Genomic DNA, 13,215 nt, shown 5'->3' on the forward strand with positions numbered 1-13,215 from the left:
GCCACGCAACTGGATACCTAATGGATAAAGGCATACTGCGCAACGTCGCAATCAATCTGTTCGGTCTCGTGCTGCCGACCTTCGTGTCGCTCGTCACGGTGCCTTCGTATATCCGCCTGCTCGGCGTGGAGCGCTACGGCGTGATCGCGCTCGTCTGGACCCTGATCGGTTACTTCAGCGTGCTCGATCTCGGCATGAGCATGGCCGCGCAAAACCAGATCTCGAAGGCGTATGCGTCGAAAGACGCCGACGCCTGCGAGCGCGTGTTCTGGAGCGCGTTCTGGCTGAACTTCACGACCGGCGCGATCGGCGGCCTGCTGATCTATTCGGGCGGCGCGCTCTATACCGCGTATTTCACGCACGTGACGCCCGAATTGCGGCACGAAGTCTATCTCGCGCTGCCCTGGCTCGCCGTGGCGATTCCGGTGGCGAACGTCTCGTGGGTGTTCGCGGGCGCGATCAACGGTGCGGAGCGCTTCGGCATCTACAACACGAACCAGACGCTCGGCACGTTCCTGTTCCAGCTGCTGCCGCTCGCCGCCGCCTGGGCCTACGAGCCGAATCTGCAGACCGTGCTGGCCGCCGCCGTGTTCGCGCGTCTCGCCGCGGCGATCCTGCTTGGCCGTTCGGCGCTGCGCGTGCTCGGTATACGCAAGGTGCGCGGGCCGCGCCTCGATACCTCGAAGGCGCTCTTCAATTTCGGCGGCTGGATGCTGGTCGCGAGCATCACGACGATGGTCGCGGATTCGCTCGACCGCATGATGCTGGGCGCGGGCCTTGGCGCGCGCTTCGTCACGTACTACACGGTGCCGCAGAACCTCGTCACGCGCCTGAACATGGTGCCCAATGCGCTCGTGCGCACGCTGTTTCCGCGCCTTTCCGCGCTGGGCCGCGAGCATGCCGATGAAATCGCCGCGCAGTCGCTGCAGTTTCTCAATGCCGTGTTCACGCCCATCGCCATCGGTGCGATCGTGGTGCTCCAGCCTTTCCTGCATGCGTGGGTCGGGCCCGTGATCGCCGAGCATGGCGCGCCGGTTGGGCGCGTGCTGATCATCGCCGTGTGGCTCGTGGGGCAGGCGGGCGTGACGCGCATTCTCATCCAGTCGCAAAACAATCCTGCCGCCGCTGCGCGCGTCGGGCTCGTGGAGCTGCCGCTCTTTGCCGGTCTGCTGTGGCTCGGCATCTCGCGCTTCGGCTTGCCGGGCGCGGCCGCCGCCGTGCTGTTTCGCGCCCTGTTCGACTACGTCGTGCTGCTGTGGCTTTCGCGCATTCATAGCCGCACGATCATCGTCGATATGTTTGCCCACCTGAGTTTTCTCGCCGCTGCGCTCGCTTTTGCGTGGTGGCTGCCGGACGCGCTGTACGCAATCGGCGCCGGTGTCGTGCTCGCGCTTGCCAACGTGGTGTGGTCCGTTGCGACCACGCCGATGCTGCGCGGCTACGCCCGTTCCCTTCTCTTTCGACTGAATTCACGGAAAAGCGCATGAGTCACGAACTGATCGACGAAGCGGCGCCGTCCGAAAGCGCTGCCGCGCCCATTCAACGGCGCGACGCCACCAAACCGCGACGCCCCGAAACGGGCGCCGTCATGCCGCTGCGGCCACTGCGGCCGGCGCTCGCCGCAGGCCGTGCGCCGCGCGTGGCCATCGTGCACGACTGGCTCGTGACCTACGCGGGCGCGGAGCGCGTGCTCGAGCAGATCCTGGCCTGCTTTCCCGATGCGGACCTGTTCTCGGTCGTCGACTTCGTCGATGCGAAGGACCGCACGTTCCTGCGCGGCAAGCGCGCCACGACCTCGTTCATCCAGAAGCTGCCGGGCGCGCGCAAGCGTTATCGCGCGTACCTGCCGTTCATGCCGCTCGCCATCGAGCAGCTCGACGTGTCGGGCTACGACGTGGTGATTTCGAGCAGCCACGCGGTGGCCAAGGGCGTGCTCACGGGACCGGACCAGTTTCATATCAGCTACGTGCATTCGCCGATCCGCTATGCGTGGGACCTCCAGCATCAGTACCTGCAGGAGTCGAGCCTCACGCGCGGGCCGAAGTCGATGCTCGCGCGCCTGATCCTGCACTACATCCGCAACTGGGACGTGCGCACGGCGAATTCGGTGGACCAGTTCGTCGCCAACTCCGAGTTCATCGCGCGGCGCATCCAGAAGGTGTATCAGCGCCAGGCCGAGGTGGTTTATCCGCCCGTGGATATCGATGCGTTCGAGCTGGAGACCACGAAAGAAGACTTCTATTTGACCGCCTCGCGGCTCGTGCCGTACAAGAAGATCGACCTGATCGTCGAGGCGTTTGCACGCATGCCCGAGCGGCGCCTCGTGGTGATCGGCGATGGCCCCGACATGCACAAGGTACGCGCGAAGGCGACGCCCAACGTGGAAGTGCTGGGCTATCAGCCGTTCGCCGTCCTGCACGACCGCATGCGGCGCGCCAAGGCGTTCGTGTTCGCAGCGGAAGAAGACTTCGGTATTTCCGTGGTCGAGGCGCAGGCTTGCGGCACGCCCGTGATTGCATTCGGCAAGGGCGGCGCCCTCGAAACGGTGCGCGACACCGGTTCGCGCCCCACGGGCCTCTTCTTCGAAGAGCAAGACGCGGACGCGATCATCGACGCCGTCGAATCGTTCGAAGGCGATCCAGGCCGATTCCGCGCCGAGGATTGCCGCGCGAATGCCGAGCGCTTTTCTTCGCGGCATTTCCGCGAGCAATTCTTTGCGCGCGTGGCGAAGGCGGTGCCGGCGATTGCGCAGGCGGGCTCGGCACACGGCGCGGCTCCGTACGAGATCGAAGCGGACGCAGCGGACGCGCCGCGCGTGCTCGCCATCGACCAGAGCGGCGTGCTGGGCGGCGCCGAGCTATCGCTGCTGGAAGTGGTGAAGGGCTTGCGCTCGCGTATCGACGTGCTGCTCTTCAACGACGGTCCCTTCAGGGAGGCGCTCGACAAGGCCGGTGCGCGCGTGGAGGTGCTCGATTCGGGCGCGTTGAACAAGGTGCGCCGCGATGGCGGCACCGCGCCGCGACTGGGCGTGCTTGCGGGCATCGCCGCGCTCGTGCGCGAGACGCGCCGCCGCGCGCGCGAAGCCGACGTGCTTTACGCCAACACGCAGCGTGCCATGGTGATCGGCGTGCTCGCGGGCAAGCTCGCGCGCAAGCCGGTGGTCTGGCATTTGCGCGACATTGTTAGCGACGAGCATTTCGGCCGCGTGCAGCGTGCCGTGATCAAGGGCTGCGCGAAGCTGGGACTCGCGCATGTGATCGCGAACTCGCATGCATCGGCGAAGGTGTTCGCGCAGCTCACGCGCTTTGACACGAAGCGCATCGACGTGGTGCACAACGGCGTGGATGAATCGCCGTTCCGTGCGCTTGCGCGCGTGCCGCAGGCTCAGTTGCGGGCGCAAATCGGGTTGCCCGAGGATGCGTTCCTGATTGGTGCTTTCAGCCGTCTTGCGCGCTGGAAGGGCCAGCATGTGCTGCTCGAAGCGTTGCTCGACGAGCCGCGTGCGCATGCTGTGCTCGTGGGTGCGCCGCTGTTTGGTGAGGATGCTTATGCCGCGGAGCTGCGTGCGTTCGTCGAAGCGAACGGGCTGCAGGAGCGTGTGCATTTTCTCGGCTTCCGGCATGACATTGCGGCTTGCATGCGGGCCGTGGATGTCATCGCGCATACGTCTATTACGCCTGAGCCGTTTGGGCGGGTGGTCGTTGAGGGGATGCTGGCGCAGCGGCCTGTGGTTGCTTCTCGCGATGGCGGGGTGACTGAGATCGTCGAGCATGGTGAGAGCGGGTTGCTCTGTACGCCGGGTGATGCGAAGGAGCTGGCTGCTACCATCGGCAGGCTGCACGATGACGCTGCGTTGCGGGAGCGGCTTGCTGTGCGAGGGCTCGCTACTGCCCAGGAGCGGTTTGGGAAGCAGCAGTATGTTGATGCTGTCGAGCGGGTGTTGGATGGGGTTGTTGCTCGGGGTAGGTAAGTTTTTGCTTTTTTAGGCCTTTGTCGCGGCTTCTGGCCGCTTTGGCCTTTTCTTGTTTTCGCGTCGGTATACAAGTGTTGCCCCTGTGCGGGGCGGCACCTACTATCTTTGTCCCCCAAGGGGACTTCCTTCGGGGCGCACGGCAAAGAAAAGTAGGCAAAGAAAGCCGCTCAAACCGCTAGCGCCTGCCACCGTTCACATCTCGTCGTACATGGTGAATGGCTCCGGAGCGTCCGTCACCTCGCACCACCAAAGTGAGTGACAAGGCAGTCATTCATCCCGCTGCTCGCTGCGCGCGCTGCGGTCGGGTCTGCAAGAGAAACCAGTGGGCATTTCAGGCTTCGCGATAATGCACGCGCCCCAACGGGTTTTGGTTATGCCCTTCGGCGCGCGCAGCGCCGCCGGAAGTATGAGCGCCTTGTCACTACCTTTGAAGGTGCGAGGTGACAGACGCTCCGGAGCCATTCACCATTTACGGCCAGATGCGAACGGTGGCAGGCACTGGCGGTTTGAGCGGCTTTCTTTGCCTCCTTTCTTTGCCGCGGCAAAGAAAGGAGGTGCCGCCCCGCACAGGGGCAACGCTGGCACACCGACGCGAAAACAAGGAAATGCCAACAAAGAAGCTCAAGCGACAACCCGCTTCCGAAGCCGAGCAGCAGCATTGAGCGCGGGCTTCTCGAAAAGCCGATAGAACACCCATCCAACGGGAATCACGGCCAGCGTGAACCCAAACGAAGGCCATATCGAAGTCTGCAGTTCCGAGCGGAACAGTAGCGACCCGAGCAGCACAAAGAGCGGCAAGTGAATGAGATAGAGCGAGTAGCTGAAATCGCCGATCCTGGAGAACAGCGACTGCAGCAACCCAGGCGAAGCAGGCGCAGGCCGCGCAAGCGCTTTGACGAGATAGCAGGCAAACGCGCAAGCCCAAAGCTGAAACGCCCCAAACTGCCCGAAGTGAAACGCCACACAACCGGCGACAGCAAAAAGCGCCGCAGCAGGATAGGCGAACCGAAAGCCAGAAGACCCGCGCAAACGCACTTCGGCGATCCATGCGCCGAGCATCCACGAGAACCAGTACGAAGTGAAAACGATGATGTCATGCCGCTCCAGCGTCAACGCGGAAACGACGTTGATGAGGGCCACGGCGGCGAGCACGACATTCAGGCCAAACCGGCGCCGCGCAGCGAAGAGCAGCGGATACAGCAGGTAAAACTGCACTTCGAGCGAAAGCGTCCAGAGCGCGCCGTTCGACCCATACGTCTTACCGGCCACGCCCTGCAGCGAGAACAGGTTCACGAAGAAATCGCGCGCCCCGATCTCGTTGATCTTGTGGCTCACCGGAAGCAGCGAGAGGCTGACCGAATCCACTGCCAGCGTGAGCAGCAACGCGGCGAGCAGCACCGGATAGATGCGCACGAAACGCCGCAGCCAGAACTGCCGCGCGTCGAGCCGGAAATCGGGGTTCGAAAAGAGCCGCGCGGCGCCGCTGCGGTGAATGCAATAGCCGCTGATGACGAAAAAAATCGGCACGCCCGCCGATCCCCACGCAATCGGGAACGTCAGCCACGCGGCAACGGTGCCGGGGCTCGCGAGGCTGGCATGCAGCTGGTGGAACGCGCCCATGCCGATCCAGGTGACCTGGCGGCAATGGAAATACGCCACCAACAGGGCCGCAAAGCCACGCAGGGCTTCGATCAGATGCTCGCCGGCCAGCTCGCGGGCCGCGGCCGCGGGTCGCGCTGCAGGGGCAGCGGCGGCGGGCAGGGCGGATGCAGGCGGCATGGCGGTTTGGAGTACGGGATCGCTCATCGGTGTCAGCCGGTCCTTGGGGAGAGTACCCGGCGATCTTAGGGGCGCGCGCGCGAGGGAAGTAAGGAAAAGATTTTCAAAATGTATTCGTGATGAAATGAGAAATGGAGAAATAAATGGATTGAAAAACAAAGCGGTTTATTTATCGAATTTGGAATGCTAGTTTGAGTGCGATCGACTATGGTCGCTGGAGAATCCGATGAACCTGCACTTGCTGGCCGGCGTGGCCGTGCTGTTGATACTCGTGGGGGTGTCCGCGTATCGCGAGGCGTTGCGCAATGAGCCCATCCGGCGCGCACGCACGCGCTCCGGCGCCTTGCCGCCCGTCGACGAGGCGGAGTAGACTGCGCCCGAACAGGACGCGTCATTGACACAAGACGGAGCAGGAAATTCATGCCGATCCGGCTGGAATTATTCGGTGTGAATGGCAATAATTTCCGGTGTTATGCCGGAAGCGAGTCATCCGAATTTATTGGCCTTTTTTTATTCCTTAAAAGGCGCTAAACAATCTCATTCAACACAAGAATCTGCCACGGCAGAACCTCGGGGAAGTCGGCTTGCCTCGCTGCGAGACCGAGACTCAAACGAACGATCTGGGAATGGACATCATGCTGAAAGTAACCAAAGCGGTATTTCCTGTTGCAGGCCTTGGGACGCGCTTCTTGCCCGCCACCAAGGCGAGCCCGAAGGAAATGCTGCCGATCGTCGACAAGCCGCTCATTCAGTACGCGGTGGAAGAGGCGATCGCTGCGGGGATTACCGAAATGATCTTCGTGACCGGCCGCAGCAAGCGCGCGATCGAAGACCATTTCGACAAGTCGTACGAGATCGAATGCGAACTCGAAGCCCGCAACAAGCAAAAGCTGCTCGACGTCGTTCGCAGCATCAAGCCAGCCAATGTGGACTGCTTCTACGTGCGCCAGGCCGAGGCGCTCGGTCTGGGCCACGCCGTGCTGTGCGCGGAAAAGCTCGTCGGCGGCGCGCCGTTCGCCGTGATTCTCGCGGACGACCTGCTCTACAGCCCCACGCCGGTCATGAAGCAACTCGTGAACACGTTCAATCACTATCACAGCTCGGTGGTGGGCGTCGAATCGATCGCGCGTGAAGACAGCGCGTCGTACGGCATCGTCGACGGCCGCGAATGGGAAGAGGATGTGTTCAAGCTGTCGGGCATCGTCGAAAAGCCGGCGCCGGAAGTCGCGCCGTCGAATCTCGGCGTCGTGGGCCGCTACGTGCTGATGCCCACGATCTTCGAACATCTGCGCGCACTGAAGCCGGGCGCAGGCGGCGAACTTCAGCTTACCGACGCCCTGCAGTCGCTGCTCACCGAAGAACAGGTGCTCGCGTACCGCTATATGGGCACGCGTTTCGACTGCGGCAGCAAGCTCGGCTACCTCAAGGCGACGGTGGAGTTCGCGCTGCGCCATCCGGAGGTCAAGGACGAGTTCGAAGCCTATCTGCAGGCGCATCTGCCGGCGGCGCTGCCCGCTGCAGCATAAAACTCCATAGCGCCACAATCACGCTACGGGGTACTTCAAGCGCGCGGGCTCGACGCCCGCGCGCGTTTCGCCCATCTCGCATCACGTCCCGACATTCTCCGCGACCTGGCCTTCCCGCGTCGCCGTGACAACTTTGCAATCGTCACCGGTGTATAACGGTTCTGGCGGGCATGCCGAATGCGCTCAGCGCGTCGTTTGCGTTCGTGCTGCGTGCCGGGCCGCTCGCGCGGCGGCCATGCTGCGTGAATATCCCAACGATTCTGTACGGCATTCCGGGCCGGTTTGGCGCGCGGAACTCCCGTCATTCAACGCGTGTCCGAAGGCCAGAATCCAGGCACGCGCTTCAAGGAGGAGCAACCGTCCATGACCAGGCACCTTCCCGTGGCAGGCAGTGAACATCCCGCGCCCGCTGGCGCGCAGTGCGTCGGCGCTTGCGACCCGGCGGAGCGTTTCAGGATCGTGCTGATCCTGCGGCGTCAGGCGTCGGCAGAATTTCACGAGCTGGTGGACCGGCTCGCCGCGAACGATCCCGCCGCGCAGCCGGTTTCGCGCGAGGAATACGAGCGGCGCTTTGGCGCCAGCGCTGCCGACATCGAACGTGTCGAGCAGTTCGCGAGCGCGCATGGGCTCACCGTGGATCAGGCCGATGCCTCGGCGCGCCGCGTCGTGCTCTCGGGCACGGTGCAGCAGTACAACGCCGCCTTCGGCATCGACCTGCAGCGTTTCGAGCATCAGGTCGGCAAAACCACCCATCACTTTCACCAGCCGAGCGGCCCCCTGCACTTGCCGGAAGACATGCACGAGGTCGTCACCGCCGTGGTGGGGCTCGACAATCGCGCGAAGGCGCAGCCGCACTTTCGCATCGTGCCGACGAGTCTGACCAACGCGCCGGCAGACGCGCCAGGCACACCCGGTGCGCCCATCCGTCCGCCTATCCGCGCCGCGCGCGCGGTGACCAGATCGTTCACGCCTTTGCAACTCGCGGAGCTTTACAGCTTTCCCGCGGGCGACGGCAGCGGCCAGTGCATTGCCGTCATCGAAATGGGCGGCGGCTATGACACGGCAGACCTCAGCGCGTATTTCAACGAGTTGGGCGTGAGCGCGCCGCGCGTGGAGGACATCTCCGTCGATCAGGCGACGAACGCGCCGACCGGCGACCCCAACGGCCCCGACGCCGAAGTCACGCTCGACGTCGAGATCGCCGGTGCGCTGGCGCCCGGGGCGCTCATCGCCGTCTATTTCGCACCGAACAGCGAGGCAGGTTTCGTCGATGCGGTGAGCGCCGCGCTGCACGACAGCCAGCGTAAGCCTTCAGTCATCTCGATCAGCTGGGGCGCGCCGGAGTCGGCGTGGTCGCAGCAAACCCTCGGCGCGCTGAACGACGCGCTGCAAACGGCTGTCGCGCTCGGCGTGACCGTGTGCGCGGCTTCCGGCGACAGCGGCTCGTCGGACGGCGTGAGCGACGGCGCCGATCATGTCGACTTTCCCGCGTCGAGCCCTTACGCGCTCGGCTGCGGCGGCACGCACATCGCGGCGTCGAACGGACGTATCTCGCAGGAAACCGTGTGGAGCGAAGGCGATAACGGCGCGACCGGCGGCGGCGTGAGCGCGACGTTCGCGCTGCCGGACTGGCAAAAAGGCCTGCGCGTCGTGCGCGGCAGCGGCGGGGCGGGCGCGTTGGTGCGGCGCGGCGTGCCCGACGTCTCCGCCGACGCCGATCCGGCCACGGGCTACGAAGTGCGCGTGGCGGGCGCGGATACGGTGGTGGGCGGCACGAGCGCCGTCGCGCCGCTGTGGGCGGCGCTGATCGCGCGCATCAACGCGGCGCGCGGCACGCCCGTGGGCTTCGCGAACGCGAAGCTCTACGCGCAGCCCGGCGCCTTCAACGACGTGACGAGCGGCAGCAATGGCGACTTCTCGGCGGCGCCGGGCTGGGACGCCTGCACGGGCCTCGGCACGCCGGTGGGCAGCAAGGTGGCAACCGCGCTCGGCTCGGCGTAGGATGAGCGCGGCACGCCGCCGCGACGCGAGTTGAACACGAGAGCCAGGCGGCGGGCGCGATGCGGGTTGCATGAGAGGTTGCATTCGAAGTTGCATTCACTGTCTCAAACGCACACACACAGAAAGTGGAGACGACATGAACGACGAAGCGCAGTCCACCAAGGGCAACGGCGGTGCTCAAGGGGCCAGCCCCGCGAGCGGCAACGGCAAGCATCGCTCCCAGGCCGACCAGCCGTGCTTCGATCCCACCGCTTACGGCAACGGCCCCGACGACTTCGTCACCGACATGACCGAGAACGCCGCGGTCACGCACCACGCCATCCAGATCGGCAAGGAAGTCATTGCCTATACGGCGACGGCGGGTCACCTCGTGACGGTCGATCCGAGCAGCTCGCAGCCCAACGCCAAGATCTTCTACGTGGCGTTCACGAAGGACGGCGTGCAGGCGCAGGACCGTCCCGTCACATTCTTCTACAACGGCGGCCCGGGCTCGTCTTCCGTGTTCGTGCTGCTCGGCTCGTTCGCGCCCAGGCGCATCAAGACCTCGATGCCGGGCTTCACGCCGCCCGCGCCCTATACGCTCGAAGACAATCCGGACAGCCTGCTCGACAAGAGCGACCTCATCTTCATCAATCCGGTGGGCACGGGCTATTCGGCCGCGATCGCGCCGCATCACAACCGCGACTTCTGGGGCGTGGATCAGGACGCGGATTCGCTCAAGCAGTTCATCAAGCGCTACCTCTCGGCGAACGATCGCTGGAATTCGCCGAAGTTTCTCTATGGCGAGTCGTATGGCACGGCGCGTAGCTGCGTGCTGGCCTACCGGCTGCACGAGGACGGCGTGGATCTGAACGGCATCACGCTGCAGTCGTCGATTCTCGATTACACGCAAGCCGGCAACCCGGTGGGCGCGCTGCCCACGGCGGCCGCCGACGCGTGGTACCACAAGCGTCTCGGTGTGACGCCCGCGCCGAAGGACCTGCAGGCGTTCGCCGCGCAGGTCGCGCAATTCGCGCGCACCGATTACCTGCAGGCGCTGTCGAAGTTTCCCGATCCGAACGACAAGAGCATTCCGGCCACGCTCAAGACCTTGTCGCAATACACGGGCATCGACACGCAAACGCTGGAGTCGTGGAATCTCGACATCGCCTCGTACGACAGCCGCGGCAATTCGCTTTTTCTCACCTCGCTGCTGAAGGACAAGGGCGTGGCGCTCGGTTCGTACGACGGCCGCGTGACCGCCATCGACACGGGCATTGCCGGCAACATCGACCCCAACTCGGGCGGCAACGATCCCACCATGACGGCCGTGAGCGGCGTCTATACGGCGATGTGGAACAGCTACCTGAACGAGCAGCTCAAGTTCCGCACGAACTCGTCGTTCACGGACCTGAACGACCAGGCGTTCAAGAACTGGAACTTCGGCCATATCGATCCGACGGGCGCGCAAAAGGGCGTGGACGCGCAGGGCAATATCGTGCTCTACACGGCCGGCGATCTCGCGGCGGTGATGGCGCTGAATCCGGATTTGCGCGTGCTTTCGGCGAACGGCTACTACGATTTCGTCACGCCGTTCTACCAGACCGTGATCGACCTGCAGAAGATGCCGCTGCTCGACCAGAAGGTGCGCGACAACCTGAGCGCGCGCTTTTATCCTTCGGGTCACATGGTGTATCTCGACGCCGGCTCACGCACGGCGCTCAAGGCCGATCTCGCGAAGCTCTATCAGGTCGCCGTGACGGACCGCCCCGCGGTGGCGCGCATTCGCGCGCTCCAGCGCATGAGCACGATGAGCACCATGCATCATTGATCTTTTCGCTGGCACCGGCGCAGGCGTTTGCACGCGGTTATGGCGTGCGCCCCTGCGCCATGGCTTCGAGACACGCGCGCGCGTCGCCCTGCACGAGACGCGCCGCGCACGCGATCATCAGGTTCTTCGCCAGGCCGAAATCTTCCACCAGATAGCCGCGTTCGCACACGCGCCCCTGTGCGTCGGGCACGGACGGCACGCGTTCGATGAGCGTGCCCTGGTCGGATGAGTAGGCCCAGATTTCCTTGCCGAGTGCGGCCGCATAGCCGATCTCGAAGGCGGTGCCCGAGTCGGGCTCGCCGGGGCCGCGAAAGTCGTTGACGTTTGCCATCACGATATCGGCGGCGCGGATCGATTCGACGTTCGCGCGATAGATCCACGCGGCCTGGCGCGGGCCGTCGAGGTCCGCTGGCGCCTGCGCGTCGAGCGGATAGACGCCCTCGAAGCCGAATTCCGCACACGCGGCGACGAGGCGTGCGCCGTGCTCGAGCGCATCGCGCCGGAAGACGTCGAAGCCGGCGAGATACACGCGCGGGCGGCGGGGCAGCGGGGTCGAATTCATGGCGCGCGGTCCTCCAGTGCAAGGGGTTCGTCGAGACCCCGGTTCGACGATTCTAGCGCCTGGTCCCGCGCGCACGAGATTTCGTGCGTCTTCCTGTTGCTTACAAACGATTGACAACATTTGTTGCCTCTCGCTACGATCATGCACTTTGCATCGTGCCGTGCGCCGTTGTGCGGCATCTGGATTTGCACCATGTTGGAGACCATGAATACGATCGCCGGTGGCCAGTCGAAGGCCGCATTACAAAATCTCGAGACGCGCGCCTATTCGAAGGCGACGTTGCGTCTGCTGCCGTTTCTCTTCCTCTGCTATGTGGCCGCGTATCTCGACCGCGTGAACGTAGGCTTCGCCAAGCTCCAGATGCTGAGCGACCTGCAGTTCAGCGAAACCGTCTACGGTCTCGGCGCGGGCATTTTCTTTATCGGCTACTTTTTCTTCGAAGTCCCGAGCAATATCCTCATGCACCGCGTGGGCGCGCGTGTGTGGATCGCGCGCATCATGATTACGTGGGCCGTGCTTTCGGCGGCCACGCTGCTCGTGCAGACGCCCACGCAGTTCTATTTCGTGCGCTTCCTGCTGGGCGTGGCCGAGGCGGGCTTCTTCCCCGGTATCGTGCTCTATCTCACCTACTGGTTCCCGGCCGCGCGCCGCAGCCGCATGAATGCGCTCTTCATGATCGGCATTCCGATTGCGGGCGTGCTGGGCGGACCGCTTTCGGGCTGGATCCTCTCGGCCTTCACTGGCGCGAACGGCTGGACGGGCTGGCAGTGGCTCTTCCTGATCGAAGCGGTGCCTTCGCTCGTGCTGGGCGTGATTACGCTGTTCTATCTGCCCAACGGCATTCGCGCGGCGAACTGGCTCTCGGACGACGAGAAGGCCGTGCTCGAACGCAATATCGCGCAGGACCAGGCGGGCAAGGGCCACGCATCGATCGGCTCGGTGTTCGCCAATGGCCGCGTGTGGCTCATGGCCGTGATTTACTTCTGCTGCATGATGGGCCTGTACGGCATCAGCTTCTATCTGCCCACGCTCATCAAGGCGAGCGGCGTGAAGAATGCGCTCGACGTGGGCCTGCTCACCGCCATTCCGTACGCCTGCGCCGTGTTCAGCATGCTGTTCGTCGCGAAGAGCGCCGACCGCACGGGCGAGCGCCGCTGGCACTTCGCCATCGCCTCGCTGGCATCGGCAATCGGCCTGTATTTGAGCACCGTGTTCGGCAACAATGTGCCGCTCGCCATGCTTGCGCTTTCGGTGGGCGCGGCCGGCATGCTCGCCACGATGCCCGTGTTCTGGACCTGGCCGAGTGCGATTCTTGCGGGCGGGTCGGCTGCCGCCGCCATCGGCATGATCAACTCGATCGGCAATCTCGCGGGCTTCGTGAGCCCGTCGATCATCGGCTGGATGAAGGACGTGACGCACAGCACGAACGCGGGCATGTACTGCGTTTCGGCGGCCATGGTGCTGGGCGCGGTGCTGGCGCTGCTGCAGCCGAGGAAACTCGTCAACGGCTGATCGCATGCGCCGTGACGATTGCGCGGCATGAGCGATGAAAGCAGCGGCCATG

9 protein-coding genes are annotated in these 13,215 nt (G+C 64.3%); 7 read left to right on the forward strand and 2 right to left on the reverse strand.

The genetic code is table 11. The annotated features are described in order from the left end of the window. Positions 1-20: 20 nt before the first annotated feature. Complete coding sequence (locus AB4Y35_RS03775) at positions 21-1,487, forward strand: flippase (RefSeq protein WP_368703369.1); 1,467 nt, start codon at positions 21-23, stop codon at positions 1,485-1,487. Continuing rightward, positions 1,484-3,970 carry a glycosyltransferase family 4 protein gene (locus AB4Y35_RS03780; protein ID WP_368703370.1) on the forward strand — a complete coding sequence of 829 codons (2,487 nt, stop codon included), beginning with the start codon at positions 1,484-1,486 and terminating at the stop codon, positions 3,968-3,970. The genes AB4Y35_RS03775 and AB4Y35_RS03780 overlap by 4 nt, the downstream gene beginning before the upstream one ends. Before the next feature lie 624 nt (positions 3,971-4,594). On the opposite strand, the gene AB4Y35_RS03785 is transcribed toward AB4Y35_RS03780, so the two are convergent. Beyond that, positions 4,595-5,779, reverse strand: coding sequence for an acyltransferase family protein (locus AB4Y35_RS03785; protein ID WP_368703371.1), 1,185 nt, complete (start codon positions 5,777-5,779; stop codon positions 4,595-4,597). 199 nt (positions 5,780-5,978) lie between these two features. Between AB4Y35_RS03785 and AB4Y35_RS03790 the strand changes: the two genes are divergently transcribed. From AB4Y35_RS03790 to AB4Y35_RS03805, 4 genes are all read left to right on the forward strand, one after another. Next, positions 5,979-6,122 carry a hypothetical protein gene (locus tag AB4Y35_RS03790; RefSeq protein ID WP_165979327.1) on the forward strand — a complete coding sequence of 48 codons (144 nt, stop codon included), beginning with the start codon at positions 5,979-5,981 and terminating at the stop codon, positions 6,120-6,122. A 265-nt stretch (positions 6,123-6,387) separates the two neighbouring features. After that, the gene (gene galU, locus AB4Y35_RS03795) at positions 6,388-7,278 is read left to right on the forward strand and encodes a UTP--glucose-1-phosphate uridylyltransferase GalU (RefSeq protein WP_368688252.1); all 891 of its coding nucleotides are present in this window, start codon (positions 6,388-6,390) and stop codon (positions 7,276-7,278) included. 363 nt (positions 7,279-7,641) lie between these two features. Then, positions 7,642-9,279 (forward strand): protease pro-enzyme activation domain-containing protein, encoded by a 1,638-nt coding sequence (locus AB4Y35_RS03800; RefSeq protein ID WP_368703372.1) that lies wholly within the window; start codon positions 7,642-7,644, stop codon positions 9,277-9,279. 136 nt (positions 9,280-9,415) lie between these two features. Then, positions 9,416-11,089: a S10 family peptidase gene (locus AB4Y35_RS03805; protein ID WP_368703373.1), complete on the forward strand. Its 1,674-nt coding sequence runs from the start codon at positions 9,416-9,418 to the stop codon at positions 11,087-11,089. Between the two features lie 37 nt (positions 11,090-11,126). On the opposite strand, the gene AB4Y35_RS03810 is transcribed toward AB4Y35_RS03805, so the two are convergent. Then, the gene (locus AB4Y35_RS03810) at positions 11,127-11,651 is read right to left on the reverse strand and encodes a nucleoside 2-deoxyribosyltransferase (RefSeq protein ID WP_342918716.1); all 525 of its coding nucleotides are present in this window, start codon (positions 11,649-11,651) and stop codon (positions 11,127-11,129) included. Between the two features lie 204 nt (positions 11,652-11,855). Between AB4Y35_RS03810 and AB4Y35_RS03815 the strand changes: the two genes are divergently transcribed. Continuing rightward, the gene (locus AB4Y35_RS03815) at positions 11,856-13,163 is read left to right on the forward strand and encodes an MFS transporter (RefSeq protein ID WP_368703374.1); all 1,308 of its coding nucleotides are present in this window, start codon (positions 11,856-11,858) and stop codon (positions 13,161-13,163) included. Positions 13,164-13,215: the final 52 nt, after the last annotated feature.

It is taken from the genome of Paraburkholderia sp. EG286A (assembly GCF_040965375.1).
Lineage (GTDB): Bacteria > Pseudomonadota > Gammaproteobacteria > Burkholderiales > Burkholderiaceae > Paraburkholderia.